Below are 22994 nucleotides of genomic sequence, written 5' to 3' on the forward strand. Positions count from 1 at the left end.
TCCGCCGCTAACCTCATAAGAGCAAGCTCTTAATTAGTTCGCTCGACTTGCATGTATTAGGCACGCCGCCAGCGTTCGTCCTGAGCCAGGATCAAACTCTCCATAAAAGTGCTTGATTTGTGCTCAAACTGTATCGCTAACGATACGTTGTGATTTTACTAAATCACTTAAAATTGACGAGAAAATCATGTTTTCTCTTTTCGCTTGGCTTTTGTTCAGTTTTCAAAGAACTATGATTTATCACATCGCTCAAAATCAACTTTATTAATGTAACAAACACACATTCTAAAGTCAACCTATTTTTTCGTGAAGAAAAGGTTTGTTTTAGCGACAAGAATTAATATACCATGATTCATCAGTACAATGCAAGACTTTTATATAATTTCCTTTATATGAATCGATAACTGTTGAGATAATTGAATAATTTTTTCAGTGTTAAGTAGTTTAACCATTGGCCTTGTTGGCATTTGTTGATCAATAAAGATAATTTCTGCTTCTTCACCTGAAGATAAACGAACTTTATTTCCTATTGAGGTTTGCACGAGACTTTGTGTCAGTGCTTCCACTACCTTTATATCAAACTTTCCAAATTGCTCTTTTGAAATTTCTTCTAATACTTGGTATGGAGAACGCTTTGTTCTATAAAAACGTTCTGACGTCATAGCGTGATAGACATCTGCTACTGCAACTACCTGACTAAATAAGTGAATTTTTTCAGAATTAGCACCAAGTGGATAGCCACTCCCATCATAACGTTCATGATGTTGAAGGACTGCTAAGAGAATCATATCTGAGATTCCTGTAATTCCTTTTAACATCTTGTAGCTGTGAATAGGGTGTTTTTTTACTTCTTCAAATTCAACGGATGTTAGAGAAGCTGATTTCTTTAGAATCGAAGGAGAAATTTTTGTCATCCCAACATCTGCTAGAACTCCTGCAAATCCAATCTGTAACCAGTCCCCTTTATCAAGTTTTAATTTATATCCAATATAAACAGATAAAAGCCCAACATAAACGGAATGGTGATAGATATAGTCCTCTTTGTTACTATAATGATGTAATCGAAGCAATTCCTTAGGTTGCTCAATGACTTTTTCAATTAAAGGAACAAAGATTGTTCTTACTTCAAACATTTCAACCTTTCGACCAGCTTGCCATGACCGAAACAATTTTTTGAACTGTTTAACAGCTTCTAAATACTCAAAAAGAAACTCATTCTTTTCTAATTTCTTACTTTCAACTTTAACAGCCTCTTCTTCTATGACTTCTAAAGGATTAAACTTCTCTCCATTTGCTAAGACGGACTCAACTTCAACTACATTAACTAAGAATAACTTCAAAATATCAATTAATTCATCAGTCAGGACGGTATGCTCCTTTACAATTGGAAAATCTGTTAATCCTTCAACATCTTTTGTAATGATACATCCTTTTTGTAGTTGTGCTGGTTTTACCTTCATCCTGCAACCTTCTTTCTTGAAATAACTCTCTTATTCTTCATTATACTAGAAGGCCATACCCCTGAAAAGACACTCCTAATTAAAAGAAAAAGAGGATGACTCAGTGGATGTTGTTCTACACCCATCTGAATCATCCTCAAAAAACACACTTTCTTCGTCACTTTTTAAGTCTTTATTCTTCACCATTACTATCATTATCACTATCACTAAACTCATCAAGAGCAGTTGTTTCTTCTATTATTTCTTCATCACTATCAATCACAATTGCCTCTTCTGTTTCATCATCGATATCCACATCTTCATCGTCGACATCAATTCGTGCAACAGTTGCTACTTCTTCCCCTTCATTCACTCGGATAAGAGTAACCCCTTGCGTATTACGACCAGTTGTAGAGATTCCATCTACTTGAGTTCTGATAATGACTCCACTCACTGTGATAATCATAATATCGTTGTCTGACGAAACGATTTTCAAGGATACAAGAGAACCATTTCTTTCCGTGATATTACATGTTTTAATCCCTTTTCCACCACGGTTTTGAATACGATATTCTTCAATTGGAGTCCGTTTTCCATATCCTTTTTCGGTTACAATTAAAACGTCTTGACCCTCTTCAATAATATCCATTCCAACAACATGATCATCATTAGAAAGTGATATCCCTCTCACACCTGCAGCAGTTCTCCCCATTAAACGAACATCATTTTCAGGGAAGCGAATAGACATTCCTTGCTTTGTTCCAATGATTAATTCACGACTTCCATCAGTTAGACGAACCCCGTGCAGTTCATCATCTTCACGAAGTGTAATAGCGAATAAACCGCCTTTACGGATATTAGCAAAGGACGATAACTCTGTTCTTTTAGCCACTCCATACTTTGTTAAAAAGAATAAATAAGCATCATCTCTAAACTCTTCAATCGGAATTACGGTACTTACATACTCACCTTGCTCAATCTGGAGAAGATTAATAATTGGAATTCCTTTCGCCGTACGTCCAAGTTCAGGAATTTCATAGCCTTTTAAGCGATAAACTTTCCCTTTGTTCGTAAAAAACAGGATCGTATGGTGAGAGTTCGTTGTAAATAGATGTTGAACAAAGTCATTGTCATTTGTCCCCATACCTTGAATTCCCTTACCACCACGTTTTTGCGCTCGATAAGTTGAGATTGGCAAACGTTTGACGTAACCATTATGGGAGATCGTAATAACAATATTTGTACGAGGGATTAGATCCTCATCTTCAAGATGCTCTTCACTCATTGAAATGACGGTACGACGCTCATCATTAAATTTGGCTTTAATTTCCGAAAGTTCCTCACGAATAATCTCGAGTACTTTTTCATTATCTCCTAAAATTGCTCTTAGCTCAGCAATACGGGCCATTAAATCATTATATTCTGCTTCAATTTTGTCGCGTTCTAGACCTGTTAAACGTTGTAGACGCATATCTAATATTGCTTGTGCCTGTTCATAGCTAAGTTCAAACCGCTCCATTAATCCGTTTCTAGCTATCTCAGTGGTTTGTGAAGCACGGATCAGACTAATCACTTCATCCAAATGATCGAGTGCAATTCTTAATCCTTCTAGGATATGAGCACGAGCTTCTGCTTTTCGAAGCTCAAATGCTGTACGACGACGGATTACAACAACTTGATGGTCAAGGTAATGTTCTAAACATTCTTTTAAGTTAAGTACTTTAGGTCGTCCGCCTACTAATGCTAATAAATTGATCCCAAAGCTTGATTGTAAAGCTGTTTGTTTATATAAATTATTTAGCAAAACATTAGCATTGGCATCACGTCTTAATTCGATGACAATTCGCATACCCGTACGGTCAGACTCATCACGAAGGTCAGTAATTCCATCAATCTTCTTTTCTCTTACTAACTCAGCTATTTTTTCAATTAATCTTGCTTTATTCACTTGATATGGAATTTCTGTAAAAATAATTTTAGACTTGCCATTATGTTCTTCAATATTTGACTTAGCACGTAGCGTGATGGAACCACGCCCTGTTTGATAAGCTTTACGTATTCCTGAACGTCCTAATATTTCGGCTCCAGTTGGGAAGTCAGGACCAGGAATATACTCCATTAGATCTTGAATCGTTAAATCACGATCCTTTGAAAGAGCTAAAACTCCATCGATTACTTCTCCTAATTGATGAGGAGGTATATTTGTTGCCATCCCAACTGCGATACCAGATGCGCCATTAACCAAAAGGTTGGGGAATCTTGCTGGCATAACAACCGGTTCACGTTCACTACCATCGTAGTTATCCTGGTAATCAATTGTGTCTTTGTTAATATCACGAACAAGTTCCATTGATATTTTTGACATCTTCGCTTCTGTGTAACGCATAGCTGCAGCAGAGTCACCATCGACAGATCCAAAGTTTCCATGCCCATCAACAAGCATATAACGGAAGCTGAAATCCTGTGCCATCCGTACCATTGTTTCATACACAGCTGAATCACCATGTGGGTGATACTTACCAATTACTTCACCGACAATACGCGCAGACTTTTTATAAGCTTTATCTGAAGTCATCCCTAACTCGTTCATTGCATATAAAATACGGCGATGTACAGGTTTCAATCCATCTCGTACATCAGGTAAAGCACGACTTACGATAACACTCATTGCATAATCCATAAATGAGGACTGCATTTCCTGACTTATATTTCTTGCTTTCACTCTTAGATTATCTTGCTCAGCCATTAATTATAAACCTCCATCTCCAAGCCTATGTGTGCTTGCGTGTTCCCAAGGTGTTAGTATGCAATGGCTCCGTACGCTACGTGTGTGCTCACCCTTTTAAAAAAGTCACAGAGTGAGCTTCAAACCACGCAGCGGCTTCGCTCATTGCAGTAGTTACTGTAACTATTCTATATATCAAGATTCTGCACGTATTGCGCGTTGTCTTGGATGAAATCTCGGCGTGGTTCTACACGGTCACCCATTAAGATTTCAAATATTTCATCCGCTTTTATCGCATCTTCTAATGTTACTTGAAGAACTGTACGGTACTCCGGATCCATCGTTGTTTCCCATAATTGAGTCGGATTCATCTCTCCAAGACCCTTATAGCGTTGAATTCCAACTTTATCTTTATTTGGAATTCCCTTAAGCGCTTCTTCTAGCTCTTTATCCGTATAAACATAGGTCACATCACGCCCTTGGCTTAACTTGTATAGCGGCGGTTGCGCAATATAAATATAGCCATTTTCAATGAGTGGGCGCATATAACGATAGAAAAACGTTAAAATTAACGTACGAATATGCGCGCCATCCACATCAGCATCTGTCATGATAATAATTTTGTGGTAACGTGCTTTTTCAATGTTAAATTCTTCACCAATTCCTGTGCCAAAAGCTGTAATCATTGCACGAATCTCGTTGTTAGCTAGAATTTTGTCTAATCTAGCCTTTTCAACATTAATAATTTTTCCACGGAGAGGTAAAATAGCTTGGAAATGACGATCGCGTCCTTGCTTAGCTGAACCACCAGCAGAGTCTCCCTCTACAATATAGATTTCACTAATAGATGCATCTTTTGATGAACAATCGGCTAATTTACCTGGTAGAGAACTTACTTCAAGTGCACTTTTACGACGTGTTAGTTCTCTTGCTTTTTTAGCGGCCTCACGAGCTCTTGAAGCCATCAAACCTTTATCGACGATTTTCCTAGCTACTTGTGGATTTTCACTTAAAAAACGCGAAAATGCTTCACTGAATAATGAATCTGTGATCGTTCTAGCTTCACTATTTCCAAGCTTTGTCTTCGTTTGTCCCTCAAACTGAGGATCTGGAATTTTAACTGAGATAATGGCAGTTAATCCTTCTCGAACATCGTCTCCAGTTAAGTTAGGGTCATTTTCTTTGAAAAAATTATTTTTGCGGGCATAATCATTAATTACGCGAGTTAAACCTGTTTTAAATCCTGATTCATGCGTTCCACCCTCATGGGTATTAATGTTATTGGCAAACGAGTAGATATTACTTGTATAACTATCGTTGTATTGTACAGCTACCTCCACTGTTAAGCCTTCTTTTTCACTTTCGATATGAATAGGCTCAGCATGTAATACTTCTCTTGAACGGTTAAGATGCTCGACAAATGAACCAATTCCACCCTCATAATAGTAGGTGGATTCTTTGCCATCTTCACGCTCGTCCGAAATGACAATTGTTAAACCTTTATTTAGGAATGCTAACTCACGCAAGCGTGATGCGAGCGTTTCAAAATCATAAACAGTCGTTTCTTTGAAAATTTCAGGGTCAGGTTTAAAGTGAATAATCGTTCCACGTTTTTCCGTTTCACCAATTACTTCTAAATCAGCAGCCGGTGCACCTTGATGATATTTTTGATAATGAATTTTGCCTTCACGGTGTACTTCAATTTCTAGCGTCGATGAAAGTGCATTTACAACCGAAGCCCCTACACCGTGTAATCCACCTGATACTTTATAGCCTCCACCACCAAATTTACCACCTGCGTGAAGAACAGTCATAATGACTTCCACGGCCGGACGTCCCATTTTCTCATGAATCCCTACAGGGACTCCACGTCCATTATCCTCAACCTTAATACTATTATCTTCTTCAATTATGACTTTGATCGTATCGCAATGACCAGCCATTGCTTCGTCAATACTATTATCAACAATCTCCCAGACAAGATGATGTAGTCCACGAGCACTTGTTGAACCAATATACATTCCAGGGCGTTTCCGTACAGCCTCTAAGCCTTCTAACACTTGTATTTGGCTCTCATCATAAGATTGTTGTGTAGAATGTTGTTCATTCGTCACTATGTTCACCTTCATTCTTCAATATCGATCTTATCATTTCCACTCTCGTAAACCATTTATATAAAGTTTGTTTTTTAAGCTAAATCACAGCTTTATTCGCACATATCAATTAGAATCTGTTGGAATACTGCCATAGAAATATTCCGAACATTTTATTATACCATTAATTCTTTAATATGGATATAGGTACGACTAAGGTTCAATCTCTTCTTCTGTTTCTACATTCATGTCTAATAAGGCTTGACCCTGAGCTCGACGATTTAACGTTAACGAAGAAACAGGTGAATAGTAGATTTCGTCATTGGTTAAAACAACCGATTTAATATAGTCCTTCGAAATGATGATTTTCTTTTTACGCTTTTCTTCCTCCTTCAAATGCGTGCCCGTAACCTGCGATTGTTCTTGAACATCCCAATTCAAGATAGCGATAATGTCTTTTGATCTGATAATGACATCTCCACCTAAATGTATAAACAATTGCTCCACCGCCTCAATTTATTGAGAAAGAATTGTACCTTCTGACACAGTCCATATTTTCGCTTGATCCAATGTTTTTTTGTTAATGCCACTTATATTAGTTGTTGTCACAAACGTTTGTACACGAGTTTGAATCGTTTGAAGTAAGTGAGACTGCCTATAATCATCTAACTCTGATAAGACATCATCCAAAAGAAGAATGGGATACTCACCTATTTCTGAATAAATTAATTCAATTTCGGCTAATTTAAGTGCAAGTGCTGTTGTTCGTTGCTGACCTTGAGATCCGTACGTTTGTACATCGTGACCGTTAATAGAAAAACCTAGATCATCTCGATGTGGTCCAAATAAAGTGACTCCCCGTCCAATTTCACGCAATTTTTGTTTTTTGTACATAAGATAGAATTCTTCTTTTATTTTCGACAAATCCATCTCATCTGATACGTTAGTTGACGGTAGATACCGAATCTCTAGTTTTTCTTTTCCTCTACTGATATCATGATGGATCGGCTCAGCCCATTTTTGAAGTCGTTTAATAAACTCAAATCTTCTTTTCGTCACTTCTGCAGCTAACACAATTAATTGATCTGTTAACACTTCTAACATCTCTGATGAACCTTTACCAATCTGTAGGGACTTAAGTAAGTGATTTCTTTGGAGGAGAACTTTTTGATAAAGTCCTAAATGATATAAATAAACACGACTAATTTGCCCTATTTCCATATCTAAGAATCTTCTTCTTACTTGCGGGCTTCCCTTTACAAGATTTAAATCTTCTGGAGCAAACATGACTACGTTAGCCGCACCAATATATTCACTAAGCTTCTTTTGTTCTAAGCCATTTAATTTACCCTTCTTTCCTTTCATCGAAAGAATAAGTTCTATTTCTAGTTGGCTAGATTTCTTTTCTATCTTTCCTTTAATTCTTGCAAATTCCTCTCCCCAACCAATTAATTCTTTATCCTTTGATGTGCGGTGGGATTTTGCCAGCGCAAGAACATAAATAGCTTCAATGATATTGGTTTTCCCCTGAGCATTTTCCCCTATGAAGACATTTACTTGATGATCAAATGCTAATTCCACTGTTTTATAATTGCGGAATTGCCGTAAAGTCAGTTGTTTCAAATTCAAAAGGGCATCCCCCTATTTATTGACAATTTGATATTTCGTCCCATCTGCAAGAGTTATAAGATCTCCAGATACAAGCTTTTTGCCACGGCGATTTTCTTCTTCACCATTGACATAAACGATAAACTCAGAAAGATACCATTTTGCCATACCACCTGTATCAATAACTCCTGCTTCTTTTAGCATTTGCCCTAATGTTATGTAAGCTGTTGAAATGACGATATGATCCACCTTCATCACTCTTTCTGTTTTAATATAAATTTTATTTATGTAGCAAAGTGAAGACAGCAAATCATTAGGTGAGTTGCTGTCTACTTTGAACCTTCATTCGATTATCTATCTTTATATTGTACTAAACCAAGGCAACCAAGCCAAGTCTTTGTTAAAAGAAGTTGCTTTTATCTATTTGCAGTAAACTTCAGTATACTGCAAACAACTTCGAAGTAGCAATTATCGTTAGATGTCTTTACTTTATTCAAGTTCCTTAAAATTAATACGTGCGGACCGGTGAAAACAGATGTAAGTAATGATCGTCGTCTATCGGACGGATCACAAATGGACTCATCGCACCGGTAAATACGATATCAAATTCCTCACTATCCATTACTTTTAATGCATCAATAATATTTTTCCCGTTAAAGGATATTCGCATTTCTTCACCTTGCATTTGTGTTTCGATGTTTTCTGTTACTTTCCCGACTTCAGGAGAGATAGACGTAATCTCAATAAGTCCATTATTTAAGGTTTTTAAATTAATAACATTATTCTTTCCTTCTCTAGACAAAAGAAGAGCTCGTTCAAGTGTTTGGAGGAAAGGTTTTGTCTTTAATTTGAGTGTTGTTTTAGATTGTGTCGGAATCATGCTTTTGGTAACAGGGTACTTTCCTTCAAGCAACCTAGAGAAAAATAAAAGGTTTTTCATTTTAAACAATACTTGATTTTCAGTTACAACGACATCAATCAATTCATGGTTATCGTCAATAATTTTACTTAATTCATTTAAACTTTTTCCAGGTATTACCACATTGGAAAAAGTTAAGCTTTCATCATTTTTTTCTATCGTCGCTTTTCTCATTGCAAGACGATGACTATCTGTTGCAGTACAGATCAATGTATTATCTTCCGTTTCTAAGTTTACACCTGTCAACACCGGACGTGTTTCCTGAGTGGACACAGCGAACACAGTTTGGCGTATGACGTTCTTTAACATATCTTGAGGTAAACGGAATAATAAATTCTCTTCTAGTTGCGGTAACCGAGGATATTCTTCAGGGTCAAGACCAATTAAATTGAAAACAGATGATCCAGAACGAATAGTTGTTGCAAACTGATTTTGAACAATAAGTTCGATCTCACTGCCCGGAAGTTTTTTTACGATCTCAGCAAAGAAGCGAGCTTGTAAGACGATACTCCCTTGTTCTTCAATTCTTACAATTTCAAAGCCTTCTTCTTCTTTTGGGATAAATGTTTCGATTGAAATATCGGAATCGCTACCTGTAAGAGTTAACCCTTCTGAATGTGCAACGATTTTTATTCCGGTTAATATCGGAATCGTTGTTCTTGAAGAAACAGCTTTTGTAACATTTTGAACATCATGAACAAATCGATCTCGATCAATTGAAAAACGCATAATAAAACTCCTTAATAAGTATATTTATGTTTTAAAAAAGTAGTAATAGTAGTAATAGGGGCTGTGAATATGTGGATAAATCAAACAGTCGTTAAAATACCAGTCTATCCACATGTGGGTAATGTGTTGATAGACTGGTTCACTTTATTCACAGTGTGCACAATGGATTTTCTGATTTAATTTCTTAATAGATCGGTTAGCTCTTGTACTTTATCTTGTAATTCTTGATCTATTACTAGAAGTTTGGAAATCTTTTCATGAGCGTGAATGACTGTCGTATGATCGCGACCGCCAAACTCACTTCCGATTTTAGGTAAAGAGGAATCGGTTAATTCCCTAGATAAATACATAGCAATTTGTCTTGGAAACGCTACTGACTTTGTGCGTTTTTTTGCTTTGAAATCCTCTAACTTCACATGATAATGCTCACCAACAAGTTTTTGGATATCTGTAATCGTTAGAATTCTTGGCTTGGAATTCGGAATAATATCTTTTAACGCTTCAGCTGCTAAATCAGCATTCATATCTTGATTAATGAGGGAAGAATATGCGACAACGCGAATGAGTGCACCTTCAAGTTCTCTGATATTTGTATCTATTTGATTAGCGATATAAAGCATAACCTCGTTAGGAATATCGAGATTTTCTGCTTTTGCTTTTTTGCGCAAAATAGCAATTCTTGTTTCGAGGTCTGGAGGCGTGATATCTGTTATTAAGCCCCATTCGAATCTTGATCTAAGACGATCCTCTAAAGTTGGTATTTCTTTAGGTGGTCGGTCACTTGATATTACAATTTGCTTTGACTCCTCGTGCAATGCGTTAAATGTATGGAAAAATTCTTCTTGCGTTTGTTCTTTCCCTGCTAAAAATTGAATATCATCAATAAGTAGAACATCGACGTTGCGATATTTGTTTCGAAAATGAACTGCTTTATTATCACGAATGGCATTGATAAATTCATTGGTGAACTTTTCAGATGATAAATAAACAACTTTTGCATTTGGATTATGATCCATTACATAATGGCCAATTGCATGCATTAAATGGGTTTTTCCTAACCCCACTCCTCCGTAAATGAACAGTGGGTTATAAGCTTTAGCTGGTGCTTCAGCAACTGCTAAAGAGGCAGCGTGAGCAAAACGATTTCCGGATCCAATGACGAATGTATCAAACGTATATTTATCATTTAACATCGTTTTCTGCGGTGAATTCCCAGAATTGCCATCATACCTAGCTTGTCTTTTTGGGATAGGCTCAGGAATAAAATCTTCTTCCATTTCGTGTTGTGGAATCACGAATTTAGGCTTAAGACGAGTTCCTGTCAGTTGCTCTATCGTGTCAGAGGTGAGCTCTGCATAATGGTCTTCTAACCAATCACGTGCAAATTCGTTAGGTGCGGTGATGACAATCATGTCATTTTGAATGTCATTAGCTTTAGTGGCTTTCAACCATGTCTCAAAACTAGGCTTGCTGACCTTTTTTTCTATTTCAGCTAACGCCTGGTCCCATAAATCATGGATATTCTCCAAATTTTTCGCCTCCTTCTTTCTAAATAACGAACAACAAATACGAACTTGTCGAACGTTTGTACAAGCTCGTGGATACAGTCGAATAAATATACATTCACAGTTAAATGTGTGGAAATATTAATATAGTAGAAAAGCATCAAAAGATAAGTTCTGAACAGGTTGTGGAGAAGTGCGTACACAGCTTATTAAAAGATGTCCACAACTTTACCCACAGGCTGTGGACAAAATTAAGTATGCTATACTTGTCCACGAATGAAACCAAATCAATCATAGCAAAAAAAACCTGTAGTCGCAACGGTTTGTTGTATTTATCCACATAACACCTTATCTTGTGTTTAAAAAGTATCCACAACACAACATATGTGTGTAAGTTGTCGATAAAGATGGGGATGACTCGTAAAATGTCGAATGACGCTTATCCACAGGTGGTTTTTGGTGAACTTAAATGAGTTTTGTTAAACGAATGATTTGGTGAACTTGAAAGAGGGGTTTATTGGCTAAAAAAAGTGATTCTTGACAAAAAGGGTAGAAGTTCTTTATAATTTACAAGAATGTCTTTGGAAATAGTTAATCCTCAGGGAGGTGTTATAGATGGGAAAACCAACATTTCAACCGAATAATCGTAAGCGTAAAAAGGTACACGGTTTCCGTGCACGTATGAGCACAAAAAATGGCCGTAAAGTATTAGCTCGTCGTCGTCGTAAAGGAAGAAAGGTATTATCTGCATAGGCCACTGATTGTCAGTGGTCTTTTTCTTCTTTTAGAGTTCGTCCCAAAAGAAAAAAATGAAGCTTTTGGGACGAACTCTAAGCAATGAGCGAAGTAGTTGCCATTGGTGAGAGAATAATCTCTCACCAATGACACTATCATCCTTTTTAACTATAGAAGATTAAAGTGAGCGAACCTTTTCCAACTTGTTATTACCTATAATATGTACTTGCTAGATTGAGGAGTGTAGAAGATGAGGAAAGAGCAACGGATCAAAACAACTGAAGAATTTTCGCAAGTTTTTAAAAAAGGTCATTCCGTTGCAAATAGGCAATTTGTTCTTTATGCGCTTCCTAAAGAAGGACAGGCTTCTTTGAGACTTGGTCTTTCTGTGAGTAAAAAAGTAGGGAATGCAGTAATTAGAAATCAAGTGAAACGTTACATACGTGAAGTGTTCCGTTTGAAAGAAGAAATTCTTTTAGGTGGTAACGATTACATTGTTATTGCGAGAAAGCCAGCAGCAACGATGGATTTTTTTGAAGTGGAAAAAAGCTTACTTCATGTTTTGAAAAAGGCACATGTCTTAAAAAAAGTGAAGTAGCGTTGATTATAGTTTATTAAGTAATCATTTATATGAAGGAACTCAAAAGACAGGAGGAGAAAACGTGCTGAAAAAATTTGGCTTGATTGCCATGGTCGTAGGGCTTCTTATTGTGATGACAGGGTGTAATATGGAAGAACCGATCACGAAGGATAGTACAGGTTTTTGGGATTCCTATCTAGTTTATCCTTTATCATGGTTGATCATTTATTTTGCAGACCTTTTTAATAATAACTTTGGGTTATCGATTATTGTGGTAACCATTCTAATACGTATAGTACTTTTACCGTTAATGATTAAACAAACAAAGAGTGCAAAAGCAATGCAAGCGATTCAACCGGAAATGCAAAAGCTTCGTGAAAAATATAGCGCTAAAGATCAAAAGACTCAGCAAAAGCTTCAACAAGAAATGATGGGGATGTTCCAAGAACATGGTGTTAACCCTTTAGCTGGTTGTTTGCCACTGCTCGTTCAAATGCCGATCTTACTTGCATTTTATCATGCGATTATGCGTACAGGTGAAATTGGCAATCAACCATTCTTATGGTTGGAGCTAGGAACTCCTGATCCAATCTTCCTACTTCCAGTTGTTGCAGCGATCACGACGTTTATTCAACAAAAGATGATGATGGTACAGGATAATCCACAAATGCGCATCTTATTGTATGTGATGCCGATTATGATTTTGGTATTTGCTCTGTTCTTCCCAGCTGCTCTTACTCTTTATTGGGTAGTAGGTAATCTCTTTATGATTGCTCAAACTTATTTTATCACTGGGCCTAATGTCGGGAAACAGACTGATGAAAAGGCTATCGGTAAACAGACTAAGGCAAAAACAGGAGGTAAAAAGAAGTGACTTATATAACTGTATCAGGAAAAACAATCGAAGAGGCTATTGCAAAAGCGATCACTGAGTTGCAAACAACCAGAGAGCAACTTTCCTATCGTGTTCTTTCGGAGCCGAAAAAAGGTTTTTTAGGTATTATTGGTTCAAAGCCTGCACGTATTGAAGCCCGAGTTCTTCCTGATTCGGTTGAATTAGCTCAAACCTTTTTACAAACAACGGTATCATTGATGGGGCAAGAAACAATGATCACCAGAACAGATTCTAACCAAAAAATTCTTTTTCAGCTGTCTGGAAGTGATGACTCTGGTCGTTTAATAGGAAAGAGAGGTCAAACACTTGAATCTTTAGAGTATTTGACCAATCTTGTTTGTAATCGCGGTGAGCAAAAATTTCGAAGAATTGAATTAGATATCGGGGATTACCGTGAACGACGTAAGCAAACGCTTGAACAGTTAGCATTAAGAGTAGCTGATAAAGTCAAGACTCAGAAACAAGCTTCAACTTTAGAGCCAATGAACGCACTTGAACGTAAAATTGTTCATGAGACGCTTAAATCTGTGCATCGTGTTGAAACAAAGTCTCGAGGCAGTGGCGTAAACCGACATATTGTCGTAGTGTATAAAGGTTGATGTCAATCAATTGTGAATGAGCGTTTTATTGTCCATACACACACGAGTTTAGTAAGAAAATCCTCTATCGGTTAGATAGAGGATTTTCTTTACATTTGCTTGAGGAGAAGCTTCCTTTGTCGTTCGTGGTATTTCTATGGTTGCTGTGATATTCTAGAGTTTTAAAGAAAGAAGCGAATTGAAGCTATAGGTTGATTAAATAAAGTCGATACTAGTTATTAATAGATGGTGATATACGAACGAGGGGTGAAAATAAGTGGAGTTTGATACAATTGCTGCGATATCAACGGCGTTAGGTGAAGGGGCTATTGGAATCGTTCGTTTAAGTGGTGATGAAGCTATTGCGATTGCCGATAAATTATATAAAGGCAAAGATTCACTTTCTGAGGTTCCGTCACACTCGATTGTGTACGGACATATCGTAGATGCTACTACGGGTGAGCGCGTAGAAGAAGCAATGGTGTCTGTGATGCGTGCTCCAAGGACCTTTACACGTGAAAATATAGTTGAAATTAATTGTCATGGTGGAATCATGTCAGTTAATCGAGTTTTACAACTTACGTTAAAGTATGGAGCAAGATTAGCTGAACCTGGGGAATTTACGAAAAGAGCTTTTTTAAATGGGCGTATTGATTTATCACAAGCTGAAGGTGTCATCGATTTAATTCGTGCCAAAACAGATCGTGCCATGAATGTCGCACTTAATCAACTGGATGGTAAACTTTCTAAAAAAGTTCAAGTGCTAAGACAAGCGTTGCTTGAAACGGTTGCTTCTGTAGAGGTAAATATTGATTATCCTGAGTATGATGCAGAAGTAGTCACTCACAGTCTCTTGCAAGAAAAAGCACAATTTGTCATTCGTGAAATTGATGGGTTGTTAGCAACTGCCGCTCAAGGAAAAATTTTGCGAGAAGGTCTTTCCACTGTCATTATTGGAAGACCAAACGTTGGAAAATCCTCTTTATTGAACAGTTTAGTGCATGAAAATAAAGCCATTGTCACTGATGTTCCAGGTACAACTAGAGATGTCATTGAGGAATATGTGAATGTACGCGGTGTTCCATTACGTCTTGTTGATACAGCTGGGATTCGAGAAACTGAAGATATCGTTGAACGAATTGGCGTTGAACGTTCAAGAGAAGTGTTAAAAAAAGCGGATCTAATTCTTTTAGTGTTAAACTATGGGGAAGAGCTGTCGCCAGAAGATGAAGCGCTCTTTGAAGCGGTAGAAAAGATGAATGCCATTATTATTGTTAATAAAACGGATGTCGAACAAAAGATTGACCTTGAGGCAGTTCAAACATTAGCAGCTAAAAGGCCTATCGTAACTACATCCCTTTTACGTGATGAAGGGGTTGAACAGCTTGAGCAGGCTATTGCTGATTTATTTTTTGAAGGTGAAATAGAAGGTGCAGATGTGACCTATGTGTCAAATACTAGACATATTGCTCTTTTAGAACAAGCGAAAACGACCATTCAAGACGCATTAGAGGCTATTGAAATGGGCGTGCCAATTGATATAGTCCAAATAGATGTAACAAGAACATGGGAACTGTTAGGTGAGATTATTGGAGATAGTGTTCAAGAAAGTTTAATTGATCAACTGTTTTCACAGTTCTGTTTAGGGAAATAAAACAGATGTAACGATCTGTTTACTAAGGAGGCTTTAAATGATGAATTACAATGGTGGAGAGTTTGACGTAATTGTGGTTGGAGCAGGACATGCAGGGGTTGAATCCGGTCTTGCGGCAGCGAGAATGGGTGCAAATACCCTCATGTTAACATTGAATTTAGATGCAGTAGCGTACATGCCGTGTAACCCTTCAGTTGGCGGACCAGCTAAAGGGATTGTCGTCAGGGAGATCGATGCACTTGGGGGAGAAATGGCTCGGAACATTGATAAAACGCATATTCAAATGCGGATGCTCAATACGGGAAAAGGGCCTGCTGTCCGTGCATTACGTGCGCAAGCAGATAAGTACATGTATCAGCATGAAATGAAAAAGACGATTGAAGAAACAGAAAATTTGTTACTACGCCAGGGGATGGTCGAACGCCTCATCGTTGAAGATGGGATTTGTAAAGGAGTTATTACAAACACGGGAGCTGAGTACCGTGCCAAAGCAGTTGTAATTACAACTGGAACCTACTTAAGAGGAAAGATCATCATTGGTGACTTAGCTTACGAGAGTGGTCCTAATAATATGCAGCCATCTGTACAGTTGTCCTATCATTTAAAAGAACTTGGCTTTGATTTAGTTCGATTTAAAACAGGAACACCACCACGTGTTAACGGAAGTACGATTGATTATTCTCAAACGGAAATTCAACCAGGTGATGATAAACCTCGTGCTTTCTCATATGAAACAACAAAGTATATTACCGATCAAATCCCTTGCTGGTTAACATACACGAGTGAGGACACTCATCAGATTATTAATAATAACTTGAGTCGATCTCCAATGTACTCTGGCATGATTGAAGGAACAGGCCCACGTTATTGTCCTTCTATTGAAGATAAAATCGTCCGCTTTAATGATAAACCTCGTCATCAAATTTTCCTTGAGCCTGAAGGAAGAAATACGTCAGAAGTCTACGTACAAGGGCTATCAACGAGTTTGCCTGAGGATGTTCAGTTAGAAATGTTAAAAACAGTTCCTGGTTTACAAAATGTCCGGATGATGCGTCCTGGATATGCGATTGAATACGATGCGATTGTTCCTACTCAATTATGGCCGACGCTCGAGACAAAAAAGGTACCTGGATTGTTCACTGCTGGTCAAATCAACGGGACTTCTGGTTATGAAGAAGCTGCAGGGCAAGGGACAATGGCAGGGATTAATGCTGCATTGAAAGCAAGAGGCGAAGAGGGTCTCATTCTTGACCGGTCTGAAGCATACATCGGAGTATTGATCGATGATTTAGTGACAAAAGGAACGAATGAACCATACCGACTGTTAACATCTCGTGCAGAGTACCGCTTGCTCTTGCGTCATGATAATGCTGATCTTCGCTTGACAGAAATAGGGTTTAAAATTGGTCTTATCAAGAAAGAACGCTATGATCGCTTCTTGAAAAAGAAAGATCAAATTACCAAAGAAAAAGCCCGTTTAGAAGCCATCATTGTGAAGCCATCACCTGAAGTAAAGCAGTTATTAGAAGATACAGGCTCTTCACCGATACAAGAAGCAATCCGCGCAACAATGCTGCTAAAACGCCCTGAACTAACGTATAAAGACGTAGCGAAGGTGCTAGAAGCACCAGAAGAAGCGATTTCAGAGGATATAGCTGAACAAGTAGAAATACAAGTGAAGTATGAAGGCTACATTGAAAAGCAACTTCAACAAGTCGAGCGTTCGAAGAAAATGGAAAACAAAAAAATACCTGAGGATCTTGATTACTCTGCAATTCATGGATTAGCAACAGAGGCTAGACAAAAATTGGCGCAAGTTCGTCCGTTATCTGTCGGACAAGCGACGCGGGTATCGGGGGTAAATCCTGCAGATGTTTCGATCTTGCTTGTATACCTCGAACAAGGTCGATTAGCAAAAACTAAATAGATGTTGGTAAAACCTTTTATTAGCATTAAGCAATGAGTGCAGCCGCTGCAACAGATTTTGAGGATTGCCTCACTGATAACTTTGAGTGGTTTCTTATAGTGCCTTGCAGCGTGCAGTGCCATTGCCTTTTTATTTTGATTTATATTACGCATAGATGGAGAGTTGTTATGAGCAAAAACCAATTCATTTCTCTGTTAGAAGAAAAAGGAATCAGTCTCACATCCAAACAAGAAAACCAGTTTCAATTGTATTATAAGTTGCTTGTTGAGTGGAATGAAAAGATGAATCTAACTGCTATAGTAGAAGAAGATGATGTGTATTTAAAGCATTTTTATGACTCAATTGCAGCTAGTTTTTATTATGAATTTAAAGCAGGTCAGCATTTAATTGATGTAGGAGCAGGAGCGGGTTTCCCTAGCATTCCCTTGAAAATTATTTACCCTGATGTTCATGTTAGTATTGTTGATTCACTAAAAAAGCGGATTGGTTTTTTAGATCATTTAGCGAGTGAATTAAAGCTTGAGGGAGTTTCCTTCTACCATGACCGCGCAGAAACGTTCGGCCAAAACCCTGAGCATAGAGAACAATATGATATCGTAACGGCACGTGCAGTCGCCCGTCTTTCTGTTCTTTCTGAGCTGTGTTTACCTTTAGTGAAAGTCAAAGGAGACTTCATCGCAATGAAAGGTGCAGGCACTGCAGAAGAAGTCATCAATGCAAAAAAAGCAATCAGCGTCTTAGGGGGAAAGCTGGTATCTGATGAATCGTTTGTTCTACCAATTGAAGAAAGTGAACGTCACATTGTGAGAATTCAAAAAGAAAAACAAACACCTAAAAAGTATCCGCGAAAACCAGGGATGCCTAATAAGACACCATTATAGTTGGTAGCTAAAAAGGCAGTTAAAGATCATTTGATTTTCTACAGAATACCCCATTGTTTTATAAAGACTCTGGACTCGGTAGGTTATAGGTTGGAGAGGCTTGTACACCAATATGGCTAGTTCGGCGGTCTCATCGTGAATAAAAAATGAGAGAATTTCGTCGCTTTTCGACCTTGCCGTCAGTAAGTTTTTCTTGACGCTGCAGGGCGTCCAAGGATATAAATGAAGTAGGAAGAAAAGAAGGAATTCAAGCGCGGATGTCGAAACTAGAAAGACGGTTACTATCAGAAGGTGGTGTCAGGCGATGAAGCAACCGTTTTCACGCCTTTTTGGCTTTAGTGATAAGCAACAGGCAGAGGTTGAAGTTAGTGGAAACGAAGAAGTAATTGAAAGTAGCAATGAAGAAGTAAGAGAAATCAATATATCAGATATAGTCCCTAATCGTTTTCAACCACGCACCGTGTTTGATCAGGAAAGAATTGATGAATTGGCTCAAACGATTCGTACTCATGGGGTGATCCAGCCAATTGTCGTACGAGAACGTGATGGCAACTTCGAAATAATTGCTGGAGAAAGAAGATGGCGTGCAGTTACAAAGCTTGGTTGGGAAACTATCCCAGCTTTAGTGAAAGATTTCAATGATTCGCAAACGGCCTCCATTGCATTAATTGAAAACCTTCAAAGAGAAGGCTTGACTGCAATAGAAGAAGCGATGGCATATGCTAAATTAATTGAACTGCACGGGCTAACACAGGAAAGTCTGGCGCAACGATTAGGAAAAGGGCAGTCAACGGTTGCCAATAAATTAAGATTGCTTAACTTACCAGAAGCTGTACAAAATGCGATACTGGACCGTAAAATTTCAGAACGGCATGCACGTGCATTACTGTCGTTGAAAAATAGCGAACTACAGATTAAGCTTTTAGAGGAAGTTATTGAGAAGCATTTAAATGTAAAACAAACAGAGGAACGAGTAAAGTTTATTCTTGAGGGACAAGCCCCTCCTAAGAAAAAGCCAACCCGCAAATCTTATTCAAAGGACATGAGAATTGCGATGAATACCATACGTCAATCGGTCGATATGGTAGTAAAAAGTGGTTTACATGTAGATACGGACGAAGAAGAGAATGATGAATTTTATCAATTTACAATTCGAATTCCGAAAAAATAATCTATCTTTACTGATAGGTTATTTTTTTATAGAGCAAGTACAAAAAGGGTGAACTTCCCTTTTTGTACTTGCTCGAAGCAATGAGCAAAGCCGCTGCAAAGGTCTTAAGCCAATTCGAGCGATCTTCTCGGATAGGCGCGCAGCGAGCGGAGCCATTGCCGCACCGCATATCAAGAGAAGCCCGAAAGTACAAAAAGGGTGAACTTCCCTTTTTATACTTGCTCGACGAATGAAAATTCTGAACAATCTACATAAGACAGACTGTTGAGTGTTGGAATATAAATAGAACATTTGTTTCATTTTACATAACTTTGTAAAAACGATAGTCGAAAATTGTGTTAAAATAAAAGACGAGTTGGAGTTTGAATGGAAAAGAGGTGACAGCGTGGCCAAAATCATTGCTGTAGCAAATCAAAAAGGTGGTGTCGGAAAAACGACAACCTCCGTTAATTTAAGTGCTTGTTTAGCGCATATCGGTAAAAGAGTATTACTTGTTGATATTGACCCACAGGGAAACGCGACGAGTGGAGTTGGTATTGATAAGGGTGATGTTGACGAATGTGTTTATGACATTCTTGTGGACGATGTTGAAGCCTCAAAAGTAATTAAATCGACATCTATGGAACGCTTGGATGTTTTGCCTTCAACCATTCAATTGTCAGGTGCTGAAATCGAACTTGTTCCAACGATTTCGCGTGAAGTCCGCTTGAAGAGGGCCCTTGCTAGTGTTTCAGATAACTATGATTATGTCTTTATTGATTGCCCGCCATCGTTAGGCTTATTAACCATAAATGCTTTAACTGCTTCAGATTCTGTGCTGATTCCAGTTCAGTGTGAGTATTACGCACTTGAGGGATTAAGTCAGTTACTAAATACAGTTCGTCTCGTACAAAAACATTTAAATACGAACCTTGGAATTGAAGGGGTCTTACTGACGATGTTAGATGCACGAACCAATTTAGGGATCCAAGTAATTGATGAAGTGAAAAAATATTTCCGTGAGAAAGTATTTGATACAATCATCCCACGAAATGTCAGGTTGGGAGAAGCACCGAGTCATGGCGAGCCTATTATTACGTATGATCCTAAGTCAAGGGGAGCGGAAGTATATTTAGATCTAGCAAAGGAAGTGGTTGCGAGTGGCGAAAGGGTTAGGTAAAGGATTACAAGCACTTTTTCCTGAACATAAGGAAGAAGAGAACAATGATAAAGTTGAGCAAATTGCTATTTCAGATTTACGTCCAAATCCTTATCAACCGCGAAAGACGTTTTCTAAAGAAGCAATTACAGAGCTCGCAGATTCAATTGAACAGCATGGAATCCTGCAACCAATTATTGCAAGAAAAAGCATTAAAGGATATGAGATTGTTGTAGGGGAGCGCCGGCTTCGTGCAGCGAAGCAAGCTGGATTAAAAGAAGTTCCTGTTGTTGTTAAAGAACTAGATGAGCAAAAAATGATGGAATTCGCCTTGATTGAAAACTTGCAGCGTGAAGATTTAAACCCAATTGAGGAAGCGATTGCGTATGAAAAATTAATGGAGCATTTAAAGGTGACACAAGAACAATTAGCTGAGCGCGTTGGTAAGAGTCGTCCTCATATTGCTAATCACTTACGTTTATTAAATCTCCCTCAAGTAGTTCAACAATTTATGTCGGATGGCAAGCTTTCAATGGGGCATGGACGAGCTCTTCTTGGATTAAAGGAAAAACAAAAATTGTCGATTTTACTTGAAAAGATATTAAAAGAGAAGTTAAGCGTCAGAGAAGTTGAGGAACTAGTCAATCAACTAAATAACCATGTTTCACGTGAAACAAAACGCAAAAAAATCACTCTTTCACCGTTTTTGAAAGAAAGACAAGATGTATTGCGAACGAGGTTAGGAACTTCTGTTGCGATTAAACCAGGTAAGAAAAAAGGTAAAATAGAAATTGATTATTTTTCAGAAGATGATCTAGACAGAATCGTGCAATTGCTCGAATCGGACAACTTTTAATAATATTAAAGAGGGTAACTCAAAGTCCAACCTAACTACAGTACTTGAATGTGGAATCTCATCTTTCAACGTATGATGGTAAGGAAGAACAATTTTCTGAGTAACCTTCTTTTTTAGAGCTATAGGAAAAAGGTCGCTCTTCACCTTTTTCCTATAGCTCTAAGCAATGAGCAGAGCCGCTGCAATCTTTTAAGCCTGTTGCGAGCGGTTTTCTCGCGACAGGCGCGCAGCGAGCGGAGCCATTGCAACTTCATTTACTAGAACAAAATCAAATAAAAAAAGGTCGCTCTTCACCTTTTTCCTATAGCTCTAATTCAGGAACGAAACAAGATAATAGAGAAGGACACCATGACCTTTACAGAACACGCTACTAAAAGATGAAAGGAACCATATAAAATGATATATTTCGACCATGCAGCGTCATCCTACCCAAAACCTAAGACTGTTGCCGATGCTATGTATGAAGCTGTTAGTCAATATAGTGCCAATCCTGGAAGAGGAGGGCATCAACTAGCGGAGCGGGCGAGATTAGTTATTGATGAAGCTAGAAAAAAAGTAACTTATCTTTTTGGAGCTCCAAATAGTAAGCATGTTTGGTTTTATCAAAATGCGACAATGGCTTTAAATCAAGCCCTAATAGGGTTTCCTTTTCAGGTAGGTGACCATGTTGTGGCAACAAAGTTTGAACATAATTCGATCATACGTCCCTTAGAGAAATTAGCGCAAGAAAAGCAAATTTCAATTTCATATATAGAACCAAATGAGGACGGTCTCATTACAGTGGCAGCTTTTGAAGCTGCTATCACCTCAAAAACGAAATTATTTGCTGTTTCTCATGCATCAAATGTAACCGGAGCACTTGTACCTATTCGTGAAGTTAGTAAACTAGCTCGTTCAAAAGAAATTGTTGTTCTTCTCGATGCATCGCAAACGGCCGGAACCATGATGATAAATATCGATAATGATGGGATTGATTTACTTGCTTTTGCGGGACATAAATCTTTACTAGGTCCACAGGGGACAGGGGTATTAATCTCAAAAGAAGATTTTGGATTAATACCTTTAGTTGTAGGAGGTACAGGTAGCTATTCCGAATTGCCGCACCAACCGTTAAAATGGCCAGATCGGTATGAAGCAGGAACGTTGAATACCCCGGGAATTGCTGGTTTAGCTGCTGGAATTGATGAAATAAATAGATTAGGTATAGAAAACATTTTGCAGCATGAGCAGAATTTAATGGAGCAGTTTTTAAAAGGGGCAATGCAAATCTCTGGATTAAGCGTGTTTGGGCCCAATGATGTAACGAAAAGAGTCGCGGTTATCCCTTTTTCATTAGACGGACTTGAAAGTCATGAGCTTGCCATGATACTTGATGAACACTATCAAATAGCTGTGAGAGCAGGTTTACACTGTGCTCCTAAGACGCATGAAACTTTGCATACAAGTGAATCAGGACTCGTACGTATTAGTTTTGGACCTTATAATACAATAGAGGAAGTCGATAAATTGGTAGAGGCATTAAAAGAGATAAGTAAGGCATTTTGAGGTTGAGTAAGGAGTA

General features: G+C 38.1%; 19 protein-coding genes and 1 rRNA gene. 11 read left to right on the forward strand and 9 right to left on the reverse strand.

Annotated elements, in window-relative coordinates:
* The 9 genes from LDX58_RS10945 to dnaA form a co-directional block, all read right to left on the reverse strand.
* Positions 1 to 107 (reverse strand): 16S ribosomal RNA (locus LDX58_RS10945); the annotation flags it as partial.
* 267 nt (positions 108 to 374) lie between these two features.
* Complete coding sequence (locus LDX58_RS10950; RefSeq protein ID WP_227936888.1) at positions 375 to 1460, reverse strand: HD-GYP domain-containing protein; 1086 nt, start codon at positions 1458 to 1460, stop codon at positions 375 to 377.
* A gap of 172 nt (positions 1461 to 1632) precedes the next feature.
* The gene (gene gyrA / locus LDX58_RS10955) at positions 1633 to 4185 is read right to left on the reverse strand and encodes a DNA gyrase subunit A (RefSeq protein ID WP_227936889.1); all 2553 of its coding nucleotides are present in this window, start codon (positions 4183 to 4185) and stop codon (positions 1633 to 1635) included.
* Between the two features lie 167 nt (positions 4186 to 4352).
* Complete coding sequence (gene gyrB / locus LDX58_RS10960; RefSeq protein WP_227936890.1) at positions 4353 to 6293, reverse strand: DNA topoisomerase (ATP-hydrolyzing) subunit B; 1941 nt, start codon at positions 6291 to 6293, stop codon at positions 4353 to 4355.
* A 177-nt stretch (positions 6294 to 6470) separates the two neighbouring features.
* Entirely contained in the window at positions 6471 to 6755 is a 285-nt protein-coding gene (gene remB, locus LDX58_RS10965; RefSeq protein ID WP_227936891.1) for an extracellular matrix regulator RemB, read from the reverse strand.
* Between the two features lie 18 nt (positions 6756 to 6773).
* Positions 6774 to 7886 carry a DNA replication/repair protein RecF gene (recF, locus tag LDX58_RS10970; protein WP_227936892.1) on the reverse strand — a complete coding sequence of 371 codons (1113 nt, stop codon included), beginning with the start codon at positions 7884 to 7886 and terminating at the stop codon, positions 6774 to 6776.
* A 12-nt stretch (positions 7887 to 7898) separates the two neighbouring features.
* Positions 7899 to 8120 carry a S4 domain-containing protein YaaA gene (gene yaaA, locus LDX58_RS10975; RefSeq protein ID WP_372459157.1) on the reverse strand — a complete coding sequence of 74 codons (222 nt, stop codon included), beginning with the start codon at positions 8118 to 8120 and terminating at the stop codon, positions 7899 to 7901.
* A 253-nt stretch (positions 8121 to 8373) separates the two neighbouring features.
* Positions 8374 to 9513 (reverse strand): DNA polymerase III subunit beta, encoded by a 1140-nt coding sequence (gene dnaN, locus LDX58_RS10980; protein ID WP_227936894.1) that lies wholly within the window; start codon positions 9511 to 9513, stop codon positions 8374 to 8376.
* A 176-nt stretch (positions 9514 to 9689) separates the two neighbouring features.
* A complete protein-coding gene (gene dnaA, locus LDX58_RS10985) occupies positions 9690 to 11042 on the reverse strand; it encodes a chromosomal replication initiator protein DnaA (protein WP_227936895.1) in 1353 nt (450 codons plus the stop codon).
* 591 nt (positions 11043 to 11633) lie between these two features.
* Between dnaA and rpmH the strand changes: the two genes are divergently transcribed.
* From rpmH to LDX58_RS11040, 11 genes are all read left to right on the forward strand, one after another.
* The gene (gene rpmH / locus LDX58_RS10990) at positions 11634 to 11771 is read left to right on the forward strand and encodes a 50S ribosomal protein L34 (protein WP_003323480.1); all 138 of its coding nucleotides are present in this window, start codon (positions 11634 to 11636) and stop codon (positions 11769 to 11771) included.
* 232 nt (positions 11772 to 12003) lie between these two features.
* A complete protein-coding gene (gene rnpA, locus LDX58_RS10995) occupies positions 12004 to 12351 on the forward strand; it encodes a ribonuclease P protein component (protein WP_227936896.1) in 348 nt (115 codons plus the stop codon).
* Positions 12352 to 12415: 64 nt separating this feature from the next.
* The gene (gene spoIIIJ, locus LDX58_RS11000) at positions 12416 to 13207 is read left to right on the forward strand and encodes a YidC family membrane integrase SpoIIIJ (protein WP_227936897.1); all 792 of its coding nucleotides are present in this window, start codon (positions 12416 to 12418) and stop codon (positions 13205 to 13207) included.
* Complete coding sequence (gene jag / locus LDX58_RS11005; protein WP_227936898.1) at positions 13204 to 13827, forward strand: RNA-binding cell elongation regulator Jag/EloR; 624 nt, start codon at positions 13204 to 13206, stop codon at positions 13825 to 13827. Before spoIIIJ ends, jag begins: the two co-directional genes overlap by 4 nt.
* Positions 13828 to 14083: 256 nt before the next feature.
* Entirely contained in the window at positions 14084 to 15460 is a 1377-nt protein-coding gene (gene mnmE / locus LDX58_RS11010) for a tRNA uridine-5-carboxymethylaminomethyl(34) synthesis GTPase MnmE (protein WP_227936899.1), read from the forward strand.
* 40 nt (positions 15461 to 15500) lie between these two features.
* On the forward strand, positions 15501 to 17387 hold the full coding sequence (gene mnmG / locus LDX58_RS11015; protein WP_227937195.1) for a tRNA uridine-5-carboxymethylaminomethyl(34) synthesis enzyme MnmG: 1887 nt from the start codon (positions 15501 to 15503) through the stop codon (positions 17385 to 17387).
* A gap of 167 nt (positions 17388 to 17554) precedes the next feature.
* Positions 17555 to 18268, forward strand: coding sequence for a 16S rRNA (guanine(527)-N(7))-methyltransferase RsmG (gene rsmG / locus LDX58_RS11020; RefSeq protein ID WP_227936900.1), 714 nt, complete (start codon positions 17555 to 17557; stop codon positions 18266 to 18268).
* Positions 18269 to 18572: 304 nt separating this feature from the next.
* Positions 18573 to 19439 (forward strand): nucleoid occlusion protein, encoded by an 867-nt coding sequence (gene noc, locus LDX58_RS11025; protein ID WP_227936901.1) that lies wholly within the window; start codon positions 18573 to 18575, stop codon positions 19437 to 19439.
* Between the two features lie 385 nt (positions 19440 to 19824).
* The gene (locus tag LDX58_RS11030; RefSeq protein WP_227936902.1) at positions 19825 to 20598 is read left to right on the forward strand and encodes a ParA family protein; all 774 of its coding nucleotides are present in this window, start codon (positions 19825 to 19827) and stop codon (positions 20596 to 20598) included.
* Positions 20579 to 21433: a ParB/RepB/Spo0J family partition protein gene (locus tag LDX58_RS11035; RefSeq protein ID WP_227936903.1), complete on the forward strand. Its 855-nt coding sequence runs from the start codon at positions 20579 to 20581 to the stop codon at positions 21431 to 21433. Before LDX58_RS11030 ends, LDX58_RS11035 begins: the two co-directional genes overlap by 20 nt.
* A 396-nt stretch (positions 21434 to 21829) precedes the next feature.
* The gene (locus LDX58_RS11040; RefSeq protein ID WP_227936904.1) at positions 21830 to 22978 is read left to right on the forward strand and encodes an aminotransferase class V-fold PLP-dependent enzyme; all 1149 of its coding nucleotides are present in this window, start codon (positions 21830 to 21832) and stop codon (positions 22976 to 22978) included.
* Positions 22979 to 22994 lie beyond the last annotated feature (16 nt).

Source organism: Alkalihalobacillus deserti (assembly GCF_020734105.1).
Classification (GTDB): domain Bacteria; phylum Bacillota; class Bacilli; order Bacillales; family Bacillaceae_D; genus Halalkalibacter; species Halalkalibacter deserti.